This is a genomic window from Streptomyces sp. NPDC060000 (genome assembly GCF_042737375.1).
GTDB lineage: Bacteria > Actinomycetota > Actinomycetes > Streptomycetales > Streptomycetaceae > Streptomyces.
Map to the genome: position 1 here is coordinate 13,791 of NZ_JBHWUU010000032.1, position 22,631 is coordinate 36,421.

General features: G+C 72.1%; 17 protein-coding genes. 4 read left to right on the forward strand and 13 right to left on the reverse strand.

The genetic code is table 11. The features are described from left to right. The first annotated feature begins 10 nt into the window (after positions 1-10). Entirely contained in the window at positions 11-391 is a 381-nt protein-coding gene (locus ACFWBB_RS18570) for a hypothetical protein (RefSeq protein ID WP_385273041.1), read from the forward strand. Between the two features lie 112 nt (positions 392-503). On the opposite strand, the gene ACFWBB_RS18575 is transcribed toward ACFWBB_RS18570, so the two are convergent. From ACFWBB_RS18575 to rsmI, 13 genes are all read right to left on the reverse strand, one after another. Beyond that, a complete protein-coding gene (locus tag ACFWBB_RS18575; RefSeq protein ID WP_385273044.1) occupies positions 504-770 on the reverse strand; it encodes a hypothetical protein in 267 nt (88 codons plus the stop codon). Between the two features lie 189 nt (positions 771-959). Next, complete coding sequence (locus ACFWBB_RS18580) at positions 960-1,415, reverse strand: hypothetical protein (protein WP_385273047.1); 456 nt, start codon at positions 1,413-1,415, stop codon at positions 960-962. A gap of 8 nt (positions 1,416-1,423) precedes the next feature. Next, positions 1,424-2,128 (reverse strand): LuxR C-terminal-related transcriptional regulator, encoded by a 705-nt coding sequence (locus ACFWBB_RS18585; protein ID WP_385273050.1) that lies wholly within the window; start codon positions 2,126-2,128, stop codon positions 1,424-1,426. A gap of 251 nt (positions 2,129-2,379) precedes the next feature. Then, positions 2,380-4,521, reverse strand: a complete 2,142-nt coding sequence (locus ACFWBB_RS18590) for a PQQ-binding-like beta-propeller repeat protein (RefSeq protein ID WP_385273053.1) — start codon at positions 4,519-4,521, stop codon at positions 2,380-2,382. Between the two features lie 84 nt (positions 4,522-4,605). Then, positions 4,606-6,459, reverse strand: a complete 1,854-nt coding sequence (locus ACFWBB_RS18595; RefSeq protein WP_385273056.1) for a PQQ-binding-like beta-propeller repeat protein — start codon at positions 6,457-6,459, stop codon at positions 4,606-4,608. 191 nt (positions 6,460-6,650) lie between these two features. Then, positions 6,651-8,456 (reverse strand): ABC-F family ATP-binding cassette domain-containing protein, encoded by a 1,806-nt coding sequence (locus tag ACFWBB_RS18600; RefSeq protein WP_385273059.1) that lies wholly within the window; start codon positions 8,454-8,456, stop codon positions 6,651-6,653. Positions 8,457-8,786: 330 nt separating this feature from the next. Further along, positions 8,787-10,067, reverse strand: coding sequence for an ankyrin repeat domain-containing protein (locus tag ACFWBB_RS18605; RefSeq protein WP_385273062.1), 1,281 nt, complete (start codon positions 10,065-10,067; stop codon positions 8,787-8,789). An 850-nt stretch (positions 10,068-10,917) separates the two neighbouring features. After that, positions 10,918-11,823, reverse strand: a complete 906-nt coding sequence (locus tag ACFWBB_RS18610) for a 4-(cytidine 5'-diphospho)-2-C-methyl-D-erythritol kinase (protein ID WP_385273065.1) — start codon at positions 11,821-11,823, stop codon at positions 10,918-10,920. Then, positions 11,820-12,782 carry a 16S rRNA (adenine(1518)-N(6)/adenine(1519)-N(6))-dimethyltransferase RsmA gene (rsmA, locus tag ACFWBB_RS18615; RefSeq protein WP_385273068.1) on the reverse strand — a complete coding sequence of 321 codons (963 nt, stop codon included), beginning with the start codon at positions 12,780-12,782 and terminating at the stop codon, positions 11,820-11,822. The genes ACFWBB_RS18610 and rsmA overlap by 4 nt, the downstream gene beginning before the upstream one ends. Positions 12,783-12,827: 45 nt before the next feature. Further along, positions 12,828-14,447: a ubiquitin-like domain-containing protein gene (locus ACFWBB_RS18620; protein ID WP_385273071.1), complete on the reverse strand. Its 1,620-nt coding sequence runs from the start codon at positions 14,445-14,447 to the stop codon at positions 12,828-12,830. Between the two features lie 125 nt (positions 14,448-14,572). After that, on the reverse strand, positions 14,573-15,466 hold the full coding sequence (locus ACFWBB_RS18625; protein ID WP_385273074.1) for a TatD family hydrolase: 894 nt from the start codon (positions 15,464-15,466) through the stop codon (positions 14,573-14,575). 48 nt (positions 15,467-15,514) lie between these two features. Then, on the reverse strand, positions 15,515-15,970 hold the full coding sequence (locus tag ACFWBB_RS18630; RefSeq protein ID WP_385273077.1) for a hypothetical protein: 456 nt from the start codon (positions 15,968-15,970) through the stop codon (positions 15,515-15,517). 354 nt (positions 15,971-16,324) lie between these two features. After that, positions 16,325-17,185: a 16S rRNA (cytidine(1402)-2'-O)-methyltransferase gene (gene rsmI, locus ACFWBB_RS18635; protein ID WP_385273080.1), complete on the reverse strand. Its 861-nt coding sequence runs from the start codon at positions 17,183-17,185 to the stop codon at positions 16,325-16,327. 96 nt (positions 17,186-17,281) lie between these two features. On the opposite strand from rsmI, the gene ACFWBB_RS18640 reads away from it, so the two are divergent. The 3 genes from ACFWBB_RS18640 to ACFWBB_RS18650 all read left to right on the forward strand — a co-directional run bounded on the left by ACFWBB_RS18640 (position 17,282) and on the right by ACFWBB_RS18650 (position 22,629). After that, positions 17,282-19,042: a dolichyl-phosphate-mannose--protein mannosyltransferase gene (locus ACFWBB_RS18640; RefSeq protein WP_385273083.1), complete on the forward strand. Its 1,761-nt coding sequence runs from the start codon at positions 17,282-17,284 to the stop codon at positions 19,040-19,042. A gap of 125 nt (positions 19,043-19,167) precedes the next feature. Then, on the forward strand, positions 19,168-20,805 hold the full coding sequence (locus ACFWBB_RS18645; RefSeq protein ID WP_385273086.1) for a penicillin-binding transpeptidase domain-containing protein: 1,638 nt from the start codon (positions 19,168-19,170) through the stop codon (positions 20,803-20,805). 144 nt (positions 20,806-20,949) lie between these two features. After that, positions 20,950-22,629: a penicillin-binding transpeptidase domain-containing protein gene (locus tag ACFWBB_RS18650; protein ID WP_385273089.1), complete on the forward strand. Its 1,680-nt coding sequence runs from the start codon at positions 20,950-20,952 to the stop codon at positions 22,627-22,629. The last annotated feature ends 2 nt before the right edge of the window (positions 22,630-22,631 follow it).

A 22,631-nucleotide genomic window follows, 5' to 3' on the forward strand; every position in this document is an offset into this window, starting at 1 on the left:
TGGAGAGACCATGTCCGAGCAATTCGAACCGTCTGAGCGCGCCGAGGCTGCCGAGCGGCTGCGGCGGGCGGGCTACTCCGAGGCCGACGTCCAGCGGGAGGTCACGGAGCTCGAGGAGAAGTCCGAGACCGCGGCCCGCATCTTCGACCTGCGCCGCATCATCGGCGGCCTGTTCGTCGTCTACGGCGTGATCGTCACGATCGCCGGCATCACGGACAGCGACGCGGAGATCGACAAGGCCCAGGGAATCAACATCAACCTGTGGACCGGCCTGGGCATGCTGGCCCTGGGCATCTTCTTCCTGGCCTGGCTGAAGCTGAGGCCCGCGCCGCCGGTCACGCCGACGCTGCCGCCGGAGGCGGTGGAGGGGAAGACCCCGCGGGGCGAGTAGCGCCCGCCTGGCAGGGGTGCGGGTTGCGGTCGTGACGTGGGGCAGCTCCGGGATCGAGGCATCGGATCCCGGAGCTGCCCCGTCGTCTACTCGCGTCGGTTACTCGTCGCGGCTAGTCCTCGCGGCTGGCGACGTTCGCGTTGACGGCGTCGTCCCCGTTGTTGCAGATCTGCTGGGTCGCGTCCTGGTTCGACGAGAGGCCGAGCAGCGGGAGGTTCAGGTTCGGGATGTTGATGAGACCGAACGAGATGTTCTCGACGTGGTTGGAGCACTCCCTGGAGTCCCCGTCCGAGCCGCCGGCGGAGGCGATTCCGGCCCCGGCCATGGTGAGGCTTCCGATCATGGCAGCCACGAGTGCGGTCTTGTGAAGCTTGCGCATTACATTCCCTTTTCCGGCTGAGCGACATGTTTCGTTACGGAACGAAACGTTACGGTTACAGACCGTATGTTGTGATCATCCGTTTCGCACCTCCGCCGCCGCGGCGTGTCTACGCCACCTTGGCGCGACGTGCCCACGCCGATAGCCCGCGGACTGCGGCGGGAATGCCGGCAGCGGTCCTCGTTCCCCTCAGCGGTCGGTGCCGTAGCCGGCGATCTCGCCGCTTCGGGCTGCCGCCAGCAGGGCGATCACCAGGGTCGGGGACCAGACGAGGAGTTGGTCCGAGGGAGGGGTACTCGCGAGGATGTCGCAGCCTGCGGTCAGGGCTGCGACCGTGAGTGCCGCCGTCAGCAGTGCTGCGATGAGTGCCGCCAGCAGGCCGCGCAGCGGGGCGTTCGCCAGCAGCCGACGAGGTGCGAACGCCAGGGCCAGGCCGGTGGCCGCGCCCACGGTGACGCCCGCCGCCATGCTGCCCAGGACGGCGCAGCCGCCCACGAACGCCAGCGCGTACGCGGTTCCGTCAAGATCGCCGACCAGGAAGACGAACGCCGCCACCAGGCAGAGGACACCGGCGATGCCCGCGGGCCACGCTCCGATGAGGACTCCGAGGCGGGCGCCGCGCCGGACGACCGTGCGTGCTCTCACGCGGTCGCCTATTCCGGTTCCGTCGCCGTGGCGCGGGTGACGTGCGGCAGCGGGCCCGCCCGGTCCAGGAGGCCGGTCCGGGCCGCCAGGGCCGCCGCCTCCAGGCGGGAGCCGACGCCGAGTTTCATCAGGACCCGCTGGACGTGGGTGCGGGCCGTGGACGGGGCGATGCCCATGCCGGCGGCGATCAGGCGGGTGTCCTCGCCGTCGGCGACCCGGACCAGGACCTCGACCTCGCGGGGCGTGAGCATCTGGAGCAGCCGCTGACCCTCGTCGTCCGGTTGGGCCGCCGGGTTGAGCAACTCGCTGAACGCGCCCTGCAGCAGCTGCGGAGCCACCGCCGCCTCACCCGCGCGTGCCTTCATGATGGCCCGTTCCACGCCCTCTATGCGCTCGTCGTGGCGTACGTAGCCGGAAGCGCCGGCGGCGAAGGCCGCCGCGATGCCACGGGGGTTCGGAACGGGGCCCAGGACCAGCACCGCCACCTGCGGACGCTCCCGCTTGATGCGGACCACCGGGTCGAATATGCCAGGCTCGGCCGGGACCGCCGTGCCCAGCAGGCACACCTCCGGGGCGCGGGTGATCACCAGCTCCGCCGCGCCCGCGGCCGGCGCCGCCGCGGCGAGCACCCGGTGCCCCCGCAGTTTGAGTGCCGAGGCCAGTGCCTCGGCGAGCAGTCGGTGGTCGTCGACCACCATCAGCCGCACTCCCATCGAGCAACCCCCCAGTCCCCCCATGGATGCCCACACGGACCCACACGGACCGTCGCGGACCAACAAAGGGGTGCCCCCCGGCACCCCGTCCTTCATGCCCCCGGAAGCTACACGCTTGTTCGACGTTGCGCTCCCCCTACTGGTGAGAAGTGCCCCGGATCGCCGAAATTCCTCACATTCGAGGGTCATGGGCGGTAAGTGCACGGCCCCGCCCCTGAACAGGGACGGGGCCGTCACGGCGATTAAGACGATCAGCTGCCCGCGCCGTACGCGACCGCCAGGTACTGCGGATCACCGCCCGAAGTCCCGCCGTCGTCGGCGAACACCTCCGACATGTACAGGTGACCCTTGGAGTACAGGACCTCGGCGTACTCCGGGGACAGGCTGGTCTCCAGATCGCGTACCGACTCGGTGGACGGGTTCTGCAGCAGCTTGGTCTCCTTGAAGGAGCCTCCGGCGATGCTGACGACCTGGCCGCCCTTGTCGTACGGCGGCCGCTTGTAGGCGATCAGGTTGTTGCCGTCCATGCGCAGCGGGTAGATCGTGTAGCCGTCGCCGGCGTCCGCGCGCTGGCCGGTCTGCTTGCCGGTGGCGAGGTCGAAGGCGATGACCTCGTTGGTCCGGCTGTAGTCGCCGGTGCCGTCGTGCTCCTCGGTCGGGACGTAGATCCGGTCGTTGCCGACGGCCAGACTCGAGCAGGCCTCGATCCTGGTGATGCCCTCGCAGTCGGCCGCGTACTGGTCGCCCGGGACCGAGATGCGGGTGCGCAGCTTGCCGGTCTTGCTGTCGATGGAGAAGAAGTCCGAGATGCCGCTGCCGTCACCGGCGCTGTCGCCGACGTCGGCGGCCACCACCAGGGGGTCGGTCGACACCACGGACGCGTACTCGATGCCCGTGGCCAGCTTGTACTCGGAGAGCACCTTGCCGGACACCGGGTCGATGTTCTGGATGTGCAGCTCGGGGTTGTCGTACGCGCCGCACTTGCGCACCGCCACCAGCTTGGGGCCGCCGCCGTAGCCGGCGTCGTAGCAGGTGTCGGCCGGCTTGGGCGACCACAGCACCTTGCCGGAGCCTATGTCGAAGGCGGCGCCGCCTTCGGTGCTGCCGAGGGCGACGGTGTTCCCGCTGACGGTGACGTTGTCGAAGGTGACCGGGTAGTCACCGGAGTTGACGGTCTTCTTCCACAGTTGCTTACCCGCCGCGAGGTCGATCGCCGCGACCTGGTCGCAGCCGGCCGTCTCGGCGGTGCTCGCCTGGAAGGTGATCGCCGTGCGGTGGTCGTCGGTGGCGAACTTGCTGGCCTCGCACACCGGGCCGGGCAGCTTGACCGTCCACAGCTTGGTGCCCTTGTCCAGGTCGTAGCCGGCGACCTCGTTGGCGCCCGTCTTCACGTACGCCTTGTCGGTCACCCAGGAGCCCTTGACGCCGACGCTGTCGTCCTTCTTGACCACGGGCGACGCGATTTTGAAGAGCACGTGCGAGGTGGGGTCCGCCGGCACCTTCTCGCTGCCGCCGGCGGACGTGCCGCCCGTACCGCCCGTGCCACCCGTGTCGCCCCCACCGCCGGTGGGACCGGCCGTGTCCGCCTCTATCTTCTTGCCGTCACCGGACTTCGCGTACCAGACGCCGCCGCCGATGATCAGCGCGATCGCGACGACCGCCCCGACGATGATCGCCAGCTGCGCGTTGAACTTCTTGCCGGCGCCACCGCCCGGTCCCTGTCCTGGACCGCCGGGCTGCGGGTGCATGGGCATGGTGGGCTGCCCCGGGTAGCCGTAACCCGGCTGTGCGGCCGGATATACCGGCTGGCCCGGCTGGCCCGGGTAGCCGTAGCCCGGCTGCTGGCCGTAGGCGGGCGTCGGCTGGCCGTAGGGGCCCGGCTGCTGGGGCTGTCCGTAGGCGGAGGGGGTGGGCGGGCCCGGCTGGGCCGGGTAGCCGTAGCCGGGGCCGGCGGCCGGGGGTTGCGGGGGCGCGAACGGCTGCCCGGGTGCCTGCGGGTAGCCGTACCCCGGCTGAGGCTGCTGCGGGGGCCCGGACGGGGCCGACGGCGGCGTCCGAGGAGCTTGCGGCGGCTGCGCCGGCTGCGGGTGCTGAGCCTCGTGAGCCGCCTGAGTCGGCGCCTGGGGGGCCTGCGGTGCCTGCGGTGCCTGCGGTGCCTGCGGTGCCTGCGGTGCCTGCGGTGCCTGCGGTGCCTGCGGTGCCTGCGGGTAGCCGTAGCCCGGTTGCGGGGACTTCGCCAGGTTCGGGGCGGGTGGCTGCGGCGCGGCGTCCTGCGGTGCCGCGTCCTCGGGTACGGCGTCCTGCGGCGGCGTGTCCTGCGGCGGCTGGGGCGGGCCGAAGGCACCCTGCTGCTGCGGGGGCTGGTTCGGCGGTGGGGGCGGCGGCTGGGTCATGGTGTGGATACCTCGGGAGAACGCTCGGAAAGCTCGGCGGACGGGGCAGGGGACGTCGACGGGCAGGGAAGGCGGCGAGGAGCCTCACTTGCCGTAGGCGAGCATCAGCTTCTCCTTCGAGTCGTCGTTGCCCGTCAGCCGGGTGGAGGAGAGGTAGAAGCGCCCGTCGACCCAGGCGAGATCACGCGCGTAGAAGCCGTCCTCGATCTCGGCCGTGCTCTCGGGCAGCTGCATCAGCGTCGTCGGCTTGTGGGCGGACCCGGCCGTCGGGATGCCCACCACCCGGCCGGCCGCGTCGTACGACGGCTCGACGTAGGCGACGAGATTGCCGCCCTCGACCTTCACCGGCAGCATCGCCTCGTCGGTCGGGGACTTCACGCGCCACTTCTCCTTGCCGGTGGAGAGGTCGATCGCCACGATCTCGTTGGGACCGCTCTTCGCGTCGGTCGGCAGGTAGAGCGTGTTCGCGTCGGAGGCCGTGCCCGAGCAGCCCGTCAGGTTGCGCTGGAGGAAGCCGGAGTCGCACGCGGGCGCGAAGTCCTCGTCGAAGCCGACCTGCGAGCGGTACGAACCGTCCGGCTTGAACGTCGAGATGTTCCAGCTGTTCTTGTCCTCGTTGGTGCTGTAGACCACCAGCGGGTCGACGGAGTACGTCTTCGCGACCGACCAGCCCTTGTCGAACTTCTGGGTCCACTTGACCTTGCCGGTCGCCGGGTCCAGCTCCTGGATCTCGTCGTGCTCGTTGGCATCGGTCGCGTCGCAGGACGCCACCGCGAACAGCCGGGTCCCGCCCGCGAACGCGGTCGGGAAACACGCGTCCCCGTACTTCTGCTTGTCGTACAGCTTCTTGCCGGTGCGGACGTCGTACGCCGTGCCGGACTGCGAGCGGCCCACCATCAGCGTGTTGCCCGCGAGCGACAGCTCGACGCTGATCGCGCTGTCGAACAGCGCGCCGTCCGCGACGACGCCCTTCCAGCCCTTGGCGCCGGTGCCGAGGTCGATCTGCTGGAGCTGGTTGCACTTGGCGCGGTCGCTGGTGCCGCTCATGTACGCCACGACGACCTTGTCGTCCGCCGTCTTCTGCGGGGTGATCGCGCAGATCTTCTGCGGGAAGGTGACGGTGTCCCAGGTGGGCCTGCCGTCGCCGATGTTGTACGCGACGACCTCCTTGTACGCCGCCTTCACGGCCGCCTTGGAGGTGATCCACATCCCGGGGGCGTCGGCGCCGGAGGCCGGCGCGTCGGGCGCCTCCTTGTACCAGAGCACCTTCGCCTCGCCGGACTTGCGGCCCGCGTTGAAGTCCTCGGGGTCCTCGCCGCCGTCGCCGCTGCCGTCACCGGGGTTGGCCGGTGCGCCGCTCGCGGTGGCCTTGCCGTCGTCGCTCGGCCCGGCGACCGGCTTCTTGCCGCCCTTGTCGTCACCGCTCGTGACCGCGTACACCGTCCCGCCGATCACCAGCAGCGCCGCCACCGCGGCCCCGATCACCAGCGCGGGCCGCCCCTTGAAGGGGTTGCGCCCTCCCGGCGGCGTGCCGGGGGCGCCGGGTGCGCCGGGGAACTGGGGCGGCTGCGGATAGCCGTAGCCGGGCTGCTGACCGTAGGGCCCGCTCGGCTGGCCGTACGGCCCGGGCTGGGCGTAGGGGCCGGGCCGGCCGGGGGCGGGCTGGCCGCCGTAAGGACCGGGCCCGCCGTAGGGCCCCGGCTGCTGGGGCTGACCGTACGGCCCGGGCTGCTGCGGCGGTTGCTGCTGCTGGGGGTAGCCGTAGCCCGGCTGCGGCGGCTGGGCGGGCGGGCCCTGGGGCGGCTGCGGCGGCATCTGGGGTGCGCCGAAGCCTCCCTGGGACGGCTGTGGTGCCTGTGGTGCCTGCGGCTGTCCTGGCTGGTCCTGCGGTGCTCCGAAACCACCCTGCTGCGGCGGCTGATTGGGCGGCTGAGCCATCAGCGTGTTCCCCCTATGTCACTGATTTTTAGCCACGCCCCCAGGTCAGTGACCCTCCCGGAGCCGTCTTCAGAAAGTTCTCAGACGACTCTTTCTATCACCCGTGACCGACAGCCCCCCGGGCCGATCCGCCCCTGTTCCCAAGGGAGAACCGGCCTGTGATGCCGTCGTTATGCGCCTTCACGCACCCTTCACGCGTCCTCGGCGAGTTCCAGCCAGCGCAGCTCCAGCTCCTCGCGCTCGCCCATCAATTCCCGCAGCTCGGCGTCGAGTCCGGCGACCTTCTCGAAGTCGGTGGCGTTGTCGGCGATCTGGGCGTGCAGCTTGGACTCCTTGTCGGAGACCTTGTCCAACTGCCGCTCGATCTTCTGGAGTTCCTTCTTCGCGGCGCGCTGGTCAGAGGCGCTCTTCTCGGTCGTCGGCTTCGCGGCGGCCGCCGGAGCGGAGGCGGCCGCGGTCTCCTCCATGCGCTGCCGGCGCTCGATGTACTCCTCGATGCCGCGCGGGAGCATCCGCAGGCTGGCGTCGCCCAGGAGCGCGAAGACCCGGTCCGTCGTGCGCTCGACGAAGAAGCGGTCGTGGGAGATGACGATCATCGAGCCGGGCCAGCCGTCGAGGAGGTCCTCGAGCTGGGTCAGGGTCTCGATGTCCAGGTCGTTGGTGGGCTCGTCGAGGAAGAGGACGTTGGGCTCGTCCATGAGAAGGCGCAGGATCTGGAGGCGGCGGCGCTCACCGCCCGACAGGTCCCCGACCGGCGTCCACTGCTTGTCCTTGTTGAAGCCGAACGTCTCGCAGAGCTGCCCGGCAGTCATCTCGCGGCCCTTGCCGAGGTCGACACGCTCCCGCACCTGCTGTACGGCCTCCAGGACGCGCAGACCGGGGTCGAGTTCGACGACCTCCTGGGAGAGGTAGGCGAGCTTGACGGTCCTGCCGACGACGACCCGGCCGGCCACGGGCTGCACCTCGCCCTCGGTGCGGGCGGCCTCGGCCAGGGCCCGCAGCAGGGAGGTCTTGCCGGCGCCGTTGACGCCGACCAGGCCGATGCGGTCGCCGGGGCCGAGGTGCCAGGTGATGTGCTTGAGCAGCACCTTGGGACCGGCCTGGACGCTGACGTCCTCGAGGTCGAAGACCGTCCTGCCGAGGCGGGAGGACGCGAACTTCATCAGCTCGCTGCTGTCGCGCGGCGGCGGCACGTCCTTGATGAGCTCGTTGGCCGCCTCCACGCGGAACCGCGGCTTGGACGTCCGCGCGGGCGCGCCGCGCCGCAGCCAGGCGAGCTCCTTGCGGACCAGGTTCTGCCGCTTGGTCTCCTCCGTCGCGGCGATGCGCTCACGCTCCGCGCGCGCGAAGACGTAGTCGGAGTAGCCGCCCTCGTACTCATGGACGGCGCCGCGCTGCACGTCCCACATGCGCGTGCAGACCTGGTCCAGGAACCAGCGGTCGTGGGTGACGCAGACGAGCGCGGAGCGGCGCTCGCGCAGGTGCCGGGCGAGCCAGGAGATGCCCTCGACGTCGAGGTGGTTGGTCGGCTCGTCCAGGACGATCAGGTCCTGCTCCTCGATCAGCAGCTTGGCGAGCGCGATCCGGCGGCGCTCACCACCCGAGAGCGGGCCGATGACGGTGTCCAGGCCCTGCGGGAACCCCGGCAGGTCGAGGCCGCCGAACAGCCCGGTGAGCACGTCCCGGACCTTGGCGTTGCCGGCCCACTCGTGGTCGGCCATGTCCCGGATGACCTCGTGCCGGACAGTCGCGGTGGAGTCCAGCGAGTCGTGCTGCGTGAGGACGCCCAGGCGTACCCCGCCGGAGTGCGTGACCCGGCCGGAGTCCGCCTCCTCCAGCTTGGCGAGCATGCGGATCAGCGTGGTCTTTCCGTCGCCGTTGCGGCCGACGACGCCGATCCGGTCCCCTTCGGACACGCCGAGCGAGATGCCGTCGAGGAGGGCACGGGTCCCGTACACCTTGCTGACGTTCTCGACATTGACCAGATTGACGGCCATTTCTCTCCTGCCACGGGGGATGCTCGACCCTCCAGGGTAGTCGGCGCGGCGGACACCCTCGGGTGCCCGGTTTCCTTCGCGGTCATGAGGGCGTCCGCGGCTTCCGGCAGAGCGCGCGATGGTCGTGCGCGCTGTTTGCGAACGGCGCGTGCGCGAGCGGCTCACGCCCCTGGGTGTCGGCAGACGGACGGCGTCTCCCGTGGGGGCGGCGTCGCGCGGCGAACGGTTGCGCGCGCAGGGCGGACGCCCCCCTCGCGCACGCCGGGGCACACCGGACGCGGGCGCGAGCGCGTCAGGCCGGACGGGATCGTCACTCCCCCGCGGAAATCGTCACTCCGACGCGGAAGGCTTCGCTCCGGCGGCCTCCCGCAGACCCTCCTCGTACCTCCACATCGCCCGTACGAGGTCGCCGTCCGGCCATCCGTCGGGGTCGAGGGGGAGCAGTCGTCGCTCCGCCTCCACGCAGCGCGGATCACCGCGCAGCGCGAGCCCGCGGGCGGCGTGCACCCGGGTCTCCCGCAGTTCGTCGTCGAGGAGTCCGGCGAGCACGTCGTCGATGCCGGGCAGCTCCCCGCGGCAGTGCGTCAGCTGGTATGCCGCCCTCTCGCGCACGCCGGAATCCGGATCGCGCGCCAGCGCGTACAGGACTTCGAGGCGTGCGGACCGGCTGTGTGCGCTCCCCTCGTCCTTCCAGGACAGGGTGGACGGCACCACGCAGCGCACCCGGGGATCGGGATGCGTCGCATAGCTCAGCCCGAGGGCCTCGATCTCCTCGGCGTACTCCTCGTTCTCGTCGATCACCGCGTCCAGCACGAGCGCCAGCACCTCCGGGTCCTCCTCCTTCGAGGCCCACGGGAAGAACAGCGCGAAGTCCCGCCATGCGGGCGGCCGGTACCCGTCGTGGGGGCCGCTGACGGACATGAGCCGCAGCAGGTCGGCAGCGAAGAGGCGGCGCAGGCGGTCCGGATGGTCGCGCAGGTCGGCGGCGTCCGCCCAGGTCGGCTCGTGGCGCCGCAAGGACAGCCGGATCACCGCTTCCGTCCACACCACGTGGTCCCGGTCCGGCCGGACGAGCGCCCGCGCGAGCACCTCGCCGAACGGCGCGCCCACCCCGAAGCACTCCTCCAGCTGGATGAGCACCCCGGCATGGCCGTCCCGCACGGTCATGCCGCCGAGGGTGATCTGCTCGTAGTGGCAGAAGCCCTTCGGCTCCTCGACCCTCATGCGTCCGGCCGGCCCCGAGGCGCCCGTCCTGCGGCGCAGCTCGGCCTCCAGGTCGGTCTCGGTCCAGAACCGGGCCCGGGCCAGCAGCTCGGCGCGCGGCTCGGCTGCGAGCGGCATGGGCAGCACCGCCGCGATCATCTCCACCGAGCCGCCGTCCACCGCGCGCAGCAGCGGGGTGTCGCCGTCGGGCAGCGGACGCAGCGGGTCGGCACCGGCCAGGACCAGCGCCTCGACGACCTTTGCGTCGTACGCCGCGACAGCCCGGCAGAGCAGGGGGACGCCGTCGGCCGGGTCACAGGTCTCCGGATCCGCCCCGCCCTCCAGCAGTTCCCGAACCGCTTCGGCATCGCCCCGCCGAACGGCCGCGACGAGTTCCGCCGACCCCATGCGCATCCCTCCCCCGCCGGTCCCGCGATGCGACCGGCCGAGGAAGCTTAGAGGGCACGGGCCGCTCGGAGCAGCCCGATTACGCCAGCCGGACGTCCGGGGCCCACCCGGCGGCCCGGTGCTCGGGCTCCAGCGGCCCGGTGGTGCCCCGGAGGCCCGGAGGCCCCGTGTCCGGCGGCCCGGAGCCTGCTGGCCGGTGGCCTGGTGCCTGCTGGCCGGAGGTTAGTAACCTCGTGTCCGGACCCGGTGTCCGGTGGCCGGTGGCCGAAGGCCCGGCGGCTGGTGGCCGAAGGCGCGGTGCCCAGCGGCCCGGTGGCTCAGGCTCGGGGCCCGGTGGCCAGGGGCTCGAGGCCCGGTGGCATGGGGCCCGGTGGCCAGTGGCCCCGTGTCCGGCTGCCCGGAGCCTGCTGGCCGGTGGCCCGGTGCCTGGTGCCCGGTAACCGATGGCCGATGGCCGATGGCCGGAGGTTAGTAGCCCCGTGTCCGGCGGCCCGGTGGCCGGTAGCCCGATGCCCGGTGGCAGGCCCGGTGGCCGAAGGCTCCGTGTCCAGCGGTCCGGTGACTCAGGCTCGGGACCCGGTGGCCCGGGGCTCGAGGCCCGGTGGCCCGGGGCCAGGTGGCCTCGGCGTCCTGCGGCCAGCGGCCAGCGGCCGAAACCTGGAGGCCAGTGGCCCCATGTCCGGAGGCCCGGCGGCCGAAGGCCCCGTGTCCAGCGGCCCGGTGACTCAGGCTCGGGGCCCGGTGGCCAGGGGCTCGGGGCCAAGGGCCCAGCAGCCTGGTGTGCTGCGGCCGGCAGGCGCAGCGGCAAGGCAGGCGAATCAGCAGGGCAGCCTACTCGACGGCGGCCGGACTACCGCGTGCCCCCGGCGACCGTCGCTCCCTGCGCCGGTCCCGCGGCCACGCGCACGCTCTTGCAGGTGCCCGACAGGCGCAGCGCCTCCGCGATCTTCGCCGCCGCGGCGGTGTCGCGGGCCAGGTGGGCGGTGGTCGGGCCCGAGCCCGAGACGAGGGTGGCGAGGGCACCGGCCGCCCGGCCGGCGGCGAGGGTGTCGGCGAGTTCGGGGAAGAGCGACAGCGCGGCGGGCTGGAGGTCGTTGGAGACGGTGGCCGCGAGGGCGTCGGGGTCGCCCTTGGCAAGGGCGTCGAGGAGTTCCCGGGAGGCCACCGGCTCGGGGACGTCCCGGCCGGCCGCCAGCCGGTCGAACTCCCGGAACACCGCAGGCGTCGACAGCCCCCGCTCGGCCATCGCGAACACCCAGTGGAACGTGCCGCCGACCTCCAGGGCCGTCAGCTTCTCGCCGCGCCCGGTGCCGAGGGCCGCCCCGCCGACCAGGCTGAACGGCACATCGCTGCCCAACTCGGCGCAGATCTCGAGGAGTTCCTCACGGGAGGCACCGGTGCCCCACAGCGCGTCGCAGGCCAGCAGCGCGCCCGCGCCGTCGGCACTGCCGCCCGCCATGCCCCCGGCGACGGGGATGTCCTTGGCGATGTGCAGATGCACGTCGGGCGTACGGCCGTACCGCTCGGCCAGCGTGATCGCGGCCCGCGCGGCCAGGTTCGTACGGTCCAGGGGGACCTGGCCGGCGTCCGGACCCTCGCAGGTGACGCGGAGTCCGTCGGCCGGGGTCACGGTGACCTCGTCGTACAGGCCGACCGCCAGGAAGACGTTCGCCAGGTCGTGGAACCCGTCCGCCCGGGCGGCGCCCACCGCGAGCTGCACATTGACCTTGGCGGGCACCCGTACGGTGACGCTCACTCGGAGTCCTTCCGCTTCGGAGAGCCGACGGACTTCGGAGACTCGACGGGCTTCGGGGATCCGGGGGACGACGGGGAGCCGTCGGGCGTCTCCCGGTCCGGCGCGGCCTCGGCGATGCGGGTGAACTCCTCGACCGAGAGGGCCTCGCCGCGTGCCTGCGGCGAGACGCCGGCCGCCACAAGCGCCGCCTCGGCCCGGGCCGCGGAGCCCGCCCAGCCGGCGAGCGCGGCCCGCAGGGTCTTGCGCCGCTGGGCGAACGCCGCGTCGACGACGGCGAACACCTCCCGCCGCGACGCCGTGGTCCTGATCGGCTCGGCCCGCCGGACCAGCGACACGAGCCCGCTGTCCACGTTCGGCGCGGGCCAGAAGACCTTGCGTCCGATGGCGCCGGCCCGCTTGACCTCGGCGTACCAGTTGGCCTTGACGGACGGCACGCCGTACACCTTGGAGCCGGGTCCTGCGGCGAGCCGGTCGGCGACCTCGGACTGGACCATGACGAGGGTGCGCTCGATGCTCGGGAAGGTCTCCAGCATGTGCAGCAACACCGGCACGGCCACGTTGTAGGGCAGGTTCGCGACCAGTGCGGTCGGGGCGGGGCCCGGCAGTTCGGTCACGTGCATCGCGTCGGAGTGCACCAGCGTGAACCGGTCCGCGCGCTCCGGCATGCGCGCCGCGATCGTCGCGGGGAGCGCGCCGGCCAGGACGTCGTCGATCTCGACGGCCGTGACCCGGTCGGCGGTCTCCAGCAGGGCCAGGGTGAGGGACCCGAGCCCGGGGCCGACCTCGAGGACCACGTCGTCGGGCCGGACCTCCGCGGTGCGGACGATACGGCGGACCGTGTTCGCGTCGATCACGAAGTTCTGGCCGCGCTGCTTGGTGGGACGGACGCCGAGGACCGCCGCCAGCTCGCGGATGTCGGCGGGGCCCAGAAGGGCGTCGGGGGCGGGGCTGGTACTCACGGGACAAGGGTACGGGGGCGCACGGACACCGTCCGCCCCCGCTCCTCACCCGTGCAGCCGCGTTCCGCAGTGCGGCCAGGGGCTCGCCCCGCGTCGCACGTACAGCTTCTTCGCGCGCAGCGTCTGCTCCGCCGCCGGGGCGTCCTGGGGCCGCCCGCTGCCGCCGAGGCTCTGCCAGGTGTGGGTGTCGAACTGGTACAGCCCGCCGTACGTGCCCGAGGGGTCGACCGCGTTCGGCCGGCCGCCCGACTCGCAGACCGCGAGGCTCTGCCAGTCCAGGCCGTCGGCCCCCCGCACGGACACCGGCAGCGGCTTCGTCCCCACCTTCACGACCTGCTCGCGCGGCTGGCGCACGACCTCGTCGCGGATCCGCCGCGGTGTCTGCCGTACGCCGTTGACGGTGCGCAGGAAGTACGTGATCCGCCGCAGCCCGGGCCGGCCGGCCCGCTCCACCACCTCCGTACCCTTGAACAGCGAGGGGTCGCCGGTGCGGCGCACCTCGAACGGGATCTGTTCCTCCCGCACCTCCTGGGTGCCGGTGATCCGCAGCACGGTGACCGTCTGCCCGTCGCGCGGGAAGCTGCCGGGCGCGACGGACGTGGTGTCCCGCCCGCGCAGGGTGATCCCGGCCGCCTCCACCGCCTCGCGCACGGTCGCCGCGTTGGTGCGGATGGTGCGGGGCCGCCCGTCGGCCATGACGGTGACCGAGCGTTCGGTGCGCACGTCCAGCGCGAGCCCGGCGCGTCCGATCCGCTGGGAGCGCGAGACGGACATGTACGCGCCCTCCGCGCGCACCCCGAACTGCCGGAGCGCCTCCTCCACCGTGTGCGCCGTCGTCCACACCTCGTGGCGGTGGCCGTCGAGAGTGAGCCGGACGGGCCGCCCGTAGTGCACGGTGACCTCGTCGCCGCTGGTGAGGTCGGTGCCAGGGGCGGGCACGACCACGTCGTGCCCGCCCACCCGTACGCCTTCCTCCGCCAGGAGTTCGGTCACGTCGTCGGCGAAGGTGTGCAGGGTGCGCGGCTTGCCGTCGACGGTCAGCTCGACCGCCTTGTCCTCGGCGACGAAGGCGGTGGTGCCGCCGGCCAGGAAGGCGACGACGAGTGCCTGCGGGAGCAGTCGGCGCATCGTGGACTCCGGGCGCTCGGCGGAGCGCGTCCTGCGCCGGCGCCCGGCCCGCCCGCCCGCGTCCTGCGGCAACGGCGGCAACGGCGGCAGTGGCGGCAACGGGGGCAGTGGCGAAAGCGGCGAAAGACCGGACCGCGCCGGGCCCGGGGGCCGGACCGTCTCGGCGTACCGGGCGGCCCCGGTGAGCTGGACCGTCTCCGCGTACCGGGCGGCCCCGGCGAGCTGGACCGTCTCCGCGTACTGGGCGGCCCCGGCGAGCTGGACCGTGTCGGGGAACTGGACCGGCTCGGGAAGCTGGAGGGTGTCGGGAGGCCGGGGCGGCGCCTCGAACCCGGCGTGCGTCTCCTCGAACGCGGCGTGCGTCTCCTCGAACGCGGCGTGCGTCTCCTCGTACGCCTCGTACGCGGGCCGGTACGTGTCGTCGTACGTCCCGGGCGCCGCGTACACGCCGTACGCGATCGTCTCGGCGTTGTGCAGGTCGACGTACGACTCACCACCGCCGTACGGCTCGTACTCGAGGTACTGCGAGTTGCTCACGCCGACACTCCAGGGGAGGGGTCCGGATCGGGCCCCCAGAACCTAGCGGAGCGACGGTCACTCTCCAAAGTGGCACGGCTACTGAGAGTTGTGTTCGACGGCGAGGCGGTGCGGAGACGGAGCCGTCAGTAGTCGAACGCGCGTGCGGTGTTGGCGGCGAGCGCGGTGGCCAGCGCGTCCTCGTCGAGGTCCCGAACTGCGGCCATGGCGCGCACCGTGACCGGAACGAGATACGGGGCGTTGGGCCGTCCGCGGTAGGGCGCCGGGGTCAGGAAGGGGGCGTCGGTCTCCACCAGGAGCAGTTCCAGCGGGGCCACGGCGACGGCGTCCCTGAGGTTCTGGGCGTTCTTGAAGGTGACGTTGCCGGCGAAGGACATGAAGTATCCGGCGCGGGCGCAGATCCCGGCCATCTCGGCGTCGCCCGAGTAGCAGTGGAAGACGGTGCGCTCGGGGGCGCCCTCCTCCTTCAGCACGCGCAGGACGTCGGCGTGGGCGTCGCGGTCGTGGATGACCAGGGCCTTGCCGTGGCGCTTGGCCATCTCGATGTGGGCGCGGAAGGAGTTCTCCTGGGCCTCCTTGCCCCCGGGGCCGGTGCGGAAGTGGTCGAGTCCCGTCTCGCCGACGCCCTTGACGTGCGGAAGCGCGGCGAGGCGGTCGATCTCGGCGAGCGCCTCATCGAGCGCCCCCGCGCCACCCGGCGTCCGCGCGCCCTGCCGGGACCCCCCTCCCCCAGGGTCGCCGTGCACGATGCGCGGCGCCTCGTTCGGGTGCAGGGCGACCGCCGCGTGGACACCTTCGTGGGCCGCCGCCGTCTCGGCCGCCCACCGGGAACCCCGTACGTCACAGCCGACCTGGACGACCGTCGTCACCCCGACCGACGCGGCTTTCGCGAGGGCCTCCTCCACCGTGCCCGACTGCATGTCGAGGTGGGTGTGGGAGTCGGCGACCGGCACCCCGAGGGGAGCCGGAAGCGGCGGAGCGGCGCTCTTGTCGGCGCGGGCGTCGGCGTTCGAAGGCATGCCCCGATCCTACGGAAGGGGGCATGCCCGCCGGCATGCCCTCTTCGGCTAGCTCGCCTTGCGGAACGGGTGCAGGAGGTCGGACAGGTGCCAGTGGTGCTGCTGCTGTCCGTTGGAGTGCGCCTCGGCCGGTGCCCGGGTCTGCCCCCCGGGCTGCCCCTCGGGCTGCCCCTCGGCCGCCGTCACCGGTGCCTCCACCGGTCCGGCCGGGGGCGCCTTGTGCTGACGGGAGGCGCTGAGCACGGAGGAGACCTGGCCGGCCCGCATGATGCGCACGACGTGCCCGTCGCAGTTCAGGCACGCCGGGCGGCTCAGCGGCGACGGCACGACCCGTCCGTTCGCCACGTAGAGGACGAACTCGTGGCCGTCGGCGTCGGTGTGGTGCTCTATCTCGTAGGCCTGCTCCCAGCCGTGCCCGCAGCGCATGCAGGCGAAGGAGTACGACTCGTTGACGACGGCGCTCGCGCCGCCGCGGAGGCCGGTCTGCCCTGTGATCTCACTCATGACCGCTCCTGTGGTCCGCTGTTGGGACGGGTGACGTCCCGTCACCCAGTGGACGCCTCCCCCGGGGCGAATGCACTCGACCTGTGCACTGTTGAAGCCGATTTGAGCGTCCCTTGCCCCAGGGACCGGGGTCCTTTGCCCGCGCATGGGGCGCACGCTCAGACGACATGCGCCCTGCTCAGAGGGGGTGTGAGCCCCTTCACAACACCCGGTGACAACCGTCACAGCGTCCCGGCGTGAGCGGTCACAGCCCCCGGGCGGGCCTGTACAGGCCCACGGCGTCAGCGGTCACGGGCCCCGGCGGGCCGGCACAGACCCACGGCGCGAGCAGTCACAGTCCCCCGGCGCGAGCGGTCACAGCTCCCCGGCGTTCTTCGCCGCCACCACCGCGTCGAACACCTCCCGCTTCGGCAGCCCCGCTTCGGCCGCCACCGCCACGATGGCCTCCTTGCGGCGCTCGCCCGCCTCCTCGCGCACCCGTACGCGCCGCACCAGCTCCGCCGCGTCGAACTCCTCCGGCCCGCGCTCGGGCGCCCCGGTGACGACGACGGTGATCTCGCCCCGCACGCCCTCGGCCGCCCACTGCGCCAGCTCGCCGAGCGGGCCGCGCTTCACCTCTTCGTACGTCTTGGTCAGCTCGCGGCACACGGCGGCCCGCCGGTCCGTGCCGAACACCTCGGCCATCGCGGCGAGGGTGTCGTCGAGCCGGTGCGGGGCCTCGAAGTAGACGAGGGTCCTGCGCTCCTCCGCGACCTCCCGCAGCCGGGACAGCCGCTCCCCCGCCTTCCTCGGCAGGAACCCCTCGAAGCAGAACCGGTCGACGGGCAGCCCGGACAGCGCCAGCGCGGTGAGCACCGCGGACGGTCCGGGGACGGCGGTGACCCGGATGTCCTGCTCGACGGCCGCGGCGACCAGCCGGTAGCCGGGGTCCGACACCGACGGCATCCCGGCGTCGGTGACGAGCAGCACGCGCGCGCCGCCCACCAGTTCTCCGACCAGGTCGGGGGTGCGGGCCGACTCGTTGCCCTCGAAGTAGGACACGACACGCCCCTTGGGCGTCACGCCCAGCGCCTGGGTCAGCCGCCGCAGCCGGCGCGTGTCCTCGGCGGCGATGACATCGGCCCCGGCCAGCTCCTCGGCGAGCCGGGGCGGGGCGTCGGAGACATCACCGATGGGAGTACCGGCGAGAACGAGGATTCCGGGCGTAGCTGTCACGTTTCCATCCTCGCAGGGCGCGGTCCCACTCGATCGACCAGGCCGGGTAGGGCCCATGCACGGGACTCACACAGACCTGTTCCCTACGATGGCGCGGTGACCAGTACCGCGTCCTCCACGGACTCCACGGACTCCACGGACCACCGGCAGGGCCAGGCGCCGCCCGATCAGCGGCCGTCGTGGCAGCAACGGCTGCGCCGTTTCGGATACGCCGCGGAGTCCTCCGCCGATGTCCGGGAGCGGCTGGTGCCGCCGTTCGCTCAGCCCAGTCCCCGGTTGTGGCAGGTGCTGGGCCTGCCGCCGCTGTGGGCGGACCGGATCGCGCGCTGGTCGTCCTGGGGCGGTCCGCTGCTGGTGACGCTGCTGGCGGGCGTGCTGCGGTTCTGGCACCTGGGCAGCCCCAAGGCGGTGATATTCGACGAGACGTACTACGCCAAGGACGCGTGGGCGGTCGTGCACCGCGGCTTCGAGGTCAACTGGGACAAGAACGCCAACGACGTCATCCTCTCGTCGGGCGGGCACGTGACCATCCCGGCGGACGCGGCGTACGTCGTGCATCCGCCGGTCGGCAAGTACGTGATCGGGCTGGGCGAGCTGATCTTCGGGTTCGACCCGTTCGGCTGGCGGTTCATGACGGCGGTGCTCGGCACGCTGAGTGTCCTGCTGCTGTGCCGGATCGGCCGCCGGATCTTCCGCTCCACCTTCCTCGGCTGCCTGGCGGGCGCGCTGATGGCGGTCGACGGGCTCGCCTTCGTGATGAGCCGCACCTCGCTGCTCGACGGCGTGTTGATGTTCTTCGTGCTGGCGGCGTTCGGCTGCCTGGTGGTCGACCGGGACAGGGCGCGCGAGAAACTGGCCGCCGCGCTCCCGGCGGACGCGCACGGCCGTCACCGCCCCGACCCGCACATCGCGGAGACCACCCGCCTGGGGTGGCGCCCCTGGCGCTGGGCGGCGGGCCTGATGCTGGGCCTGGCCATCGGCACGAAGTGGAACGGCCTGTACATCCTGGTCGCGTTCTGCCTGATGGCGGTGGTGTGGGACGTCGGCTCGCGCAAGGTGGCGGGCGCCCGCCGCCCGTACCTGGCGGTGCTGAAGCGCGACACGGGCCTCGCGTTCCTGGCCACGGTCCCGGTCGCGCTGGTCACCTACCTGGTGTCCTGGACGGGCTGGATCCTGTCCGCCACCGACGGCAAGGGCGGCTACTACCGCAACTGGGCGGCCACCGACGGCAAGGGCGGCAGCTGGACCTGGCTGTTCCCCGACTGGTGGCGCAGCCTGTGGCACTACGAGCACGAGGTCTACGAGTTCCACACCCACCTCACCTCGCCGCACACGTACCAGTCGAACCCGTGGAGCTGGCTCGTCCTGGGCCGCCCGGTCTCGTACTTCTACGAGTCCCCCGCCCCCGGCAAGGACGGCTGCCCGACGGACGCGGGCGAGAAGTGCGCCCGCGAGGTCCTCGCGATCGGCACCCCGCTGCTGTGGTGGGGGGCCTGCTTCGCGATCCTCTACGTCCTGTGGCGGTGGCTCTTCCGCCGCGACTGGCGCGCGGGCGCGATCGCCTGCGGCATCGCGGCCGGCTACCTGCCGTGGTTCATGTACCAGGAACGCACGATCTTCCTCTTCTACGCCGTCGTCTTCCTGCCCTTCCTGTGCCTGGCGGTGGCGATGATGATCGGCGCGCTCGTCGGCCCACCGGGCTCGAGCGACACCCGCCGGGTGGCGGGCGCCACGGGCGCGGGCGTCCTGGTCCTGCTCATCGCCTGGAACTTCATCTACTTCTTCCCCCTGTACACGGGGCAGGCGATCCCGATCGATGACTGGCGTTCACGTATGTGGCTGGATACCTGGGTCTAACGATTGCGCCAACTCTCGCCCCGTGAGACACCCTTTCCGCTTACTGTGAGCTCGAGCGCAACTTCTGAACATGTTCAGAAAGGCCCGCGAGGGCGGCGACGGGGACAACGGGGAGGGTGCACAAGATGCGCAAGGGGGCCAAAGCGGCCATAGTCGGCTCGGTCTTCGCCGTGATGGTGGGCGGGGCCGGGTACGGGGCCTTCAACATCGTGAACGCCCTGAACGGGGGCGGGAGCGGGGCCGACGGGTCGGGGGGCGCCGAGCCCGCCGTCGTGAAGTCCGGGCCGCCCAGCGGGTCGGAGGTGAAGGACACGAGCGCCAAGTTCTTCGCCGCCTGGGAGAAGGGGCAGGCCGCGGCGGCCGCCGATCTCACCAACAACGCGGCGAAGGCGGAGCCCCTGCTGTCCTCGTACGGCCAGGCGGCGCACATCACCGCGGTGAAGATCACACCGGGCGCGGCGGCCGGTGACAGCGTGCCGTTCAGCGTCAAGGCGACGGTGTCCTACGAGGGGAAGTCGAGGCCGCTCGCCTACCAGAGCGAGCTGACCGTCGTACGGGGCGTCACCACCGGGAAGGCGCTGGTGGACTGGCAGCCGTCGGTCGTTCATCCCGAGCTGAAGTCCATGGACGACACGCTCGTCACGGGCGCGTCGGCGGCGCCGCCGATCGAGGCGGTGGACCGTGACGGCAAGGCGCTCACGAAGGAGAAGTACCCCTCCCTCGGGCCGATCCTGGACCAGTTGCGCGCCAAGTACGGGGACAAGGCGGGCGGCACGGCCGGCGTAGAACTGGCGATCAGACACGCCACCCCGGACACCGCCGACACCCCGCTGGTGACGCTCACCGAGGGCAGGGCGGGCAAGCTGCCCACCACCCTCAGCGCGGGTGTCCAGGCCGCTGCCGAGAAGGCGGTGCGGAAGTACGCACAGTCGTCGGTGGTGGCCGTCAGGCCGAGCACCGGAGAGGTGCTGGCGGTCGCCAACAACCGGACGGACGGCTGGAACGCCGCGTTCCTGGGGGAGGTGGCACCCGGCTCCACCATGAAGATCATCAGCGCGGCGACCCTCATCGACAACGGGCTCACCACCGCGAACGGTCCCGCGCCCTGTCCGCCCTCGGCCGTCTCCGAGAGCCAGACCTTCACGAACCTCACCGGCATGAAGCCCAACGAGAACGCGACCCTCGCCGAGAGCTTCGCCCGTTCCTGCAACACGGCGTTCGTGAAGTTCGCGGACGAGGTGAAGGTCGACTCGCTGACCGACGAGGCCCGGGACCGCTTCGGGATCGGCCTCGACTGGCAGACCGGCATCCCGTCCTTCGACGGCTCCGTCCCGGCCGCCGGAGGACCGGACACCGCGGCCGGACTCATCGGCCAGGGCCAGGTCCAGATGAACCCGCTGAACATGGCGTCGGTCACCGCGACCGCGATGACGGGCGCCTTCCGGCAGCCGGTGATCGTGCCGCTCAGCCTCGACGGCCGTGCACCGGCACACGCGCGTGGGCTGTCGTCGGGCACCGTGCAGCAACTGCGCTCCATGATGAACCGCACCGCGACCAGCGGCACCGCGGCCCAGGTGATGGCCGGGCTGAGCGGCCGGATCGGCGCGAAGACCGGTTCCGCCGAGGTCGACGGTCACGCCAGGTCTGACAGCTGGTTCACCGGGTACCGGGGAGACGTCGCGGCCGCCGCGATGACCCAGGACGGTGGTCACGGCGTCGACGCGTCCGGACCGATCGTCGCGGACGTGCTGCGGGCGGGCTGAACCGGCGGGCACGGTGGCTGACGTCACACGTGACGTCACCCTCACAGCACGGGACTCTAGGGTGGTTGCTGTCGTTGGGGTCAGTGAGGGCAACGAGGGCAGCGGGGCTGCGGGGAAGCCCCTGGGGATCCGGAGGATCTGGCAGTGGGCAAGAGAAGGCGCGTCGAAGAGCGGCGCAAGAAGCGACGACCCGCCGTGGCCGGCGGCATGATCGCGGTCGTGGTCGGCGGGGCGGGGCTCGGCGTCTGGGCACTGTACGGGGGCGGAGCGGCGGCCGACGAGGGTTCGGCCGCGGCCGCCAACGGCAAGCAGGTGCCCAGGGTCAGGGCCGACGCGCCGTCGGCGACCGAGGCGAAGTCCACGGCCACGCGGTTCCTGACGGCCTGGCAGCAGGGCAAGGTGACCGGGGCGGCCGCCGCCACGGACGACTCGGCGGCCGCCACCGCCCTCCTGACCGGCTACACCAAGGACGCCCACATCACCGGCGTCACCCTCACCGCCGGCTCGCCCAGCGGTACCAAGGTGCCGTTCTCCGTGAGGGGCACGGTGAAGTACAAGGGCGTCAGCAAGCCGCTCACGTACGCCAGCGCGCTCACCGTCGTCCGCAACCCGAAGAACGGCAAGGCGCAGGTCGACTGGCACGCGTCCGTCGTCCACCCGGACCTCCAGGACGGCGACACGCTCGTCACCGGAGAGTCCGGCACCCCGCCGGTCAAGGCCCTCGACAGCAAGGGCGGCGAGCTCACCGCCGCCAGGTACCCCTCCCTGGAGCCGGTCCTGGACGGGCTGCGGGAGAAGTACGGCAAGAAGGCGGGCGGCAAGGCGGGCGTGGAGCTCCAGGTCGTCCGCGGCAAGGCCTCGAAGGCGAAGAAGGCCTCCGACAAGACGCTGCTGGAGCTCAGCAAGGGCACTCCGGGCACCGTGCGGACCACGCTGAGCCCCACCCTCCAGGCGGCCGCCGAGCAGCAGGTGGCGAAGACCGCGCGCTCGTCGGTCGTCGTGATGCGCCCCTCCACGGGCGAGATCCTCGCGGTGGCGAACGCCGGTCACGGCTTCAACACCGCGTTCAACGGCTCGCTGGCGCCCGGCTCCACGATGAAGGTCATCACCTCGTCGCTGCTCATCGAGAAGGACCTGGCGTCCGCGGACAAGGTGCATCCCTGCCCGAAGACGTTCACCTATGGCGGCTGGAAGTTCCACAACGACGACGACTTCCAGATCACCGGCGGCACGTTCAAGGCGAGCTTCGCGCGCTCCTGCAACACCGCCTTCATCAGCCAGGCGCCCGATCTGGACAACGACAGCCTGACCAAGCAGGCGCAGCAGGTGTTCGGCCTGTCGATGAACAACTGGGCGATCGGCGTGCCGTCCTTCGACGGCTCGGTGCCGGTGCAGTCGGCGGCCCAGAAGGCGGCGTCGCTGATCGGCCAGGGCGGGGTCCGGATGAACCCGCTGAACATGGCGTCGGTCGCCTCCACCGTCAAGGCGGGCGCCTTCCACCAGCCCTACCTGGTCGCCCCGTCCGTGGACGACCGCACGCTGGCGACGGCCTCGCGCACGATGTCGTCGTCCACGCTGTCGCAGCTGCGGGAGCTGATGAACTACACCGCCGCGGCCGGCACCGCCGCCGAGGCGATGTCCGGTCTGGGCCCCGACTACGGCGCCAAGACGGGTTCGGCGGAGGTCGACAACCAGGACAAGCCCAACGGCTGGTTCACCGCCTACCGCGGTGACCTGGCGGCCGCGGGCGTCGTGCAGGCGGGCGGCCACGGCGGCGACACGGCCGGACCGATCGTGGCGTCCCTGCTGCGGATGGGCGGCTGAGC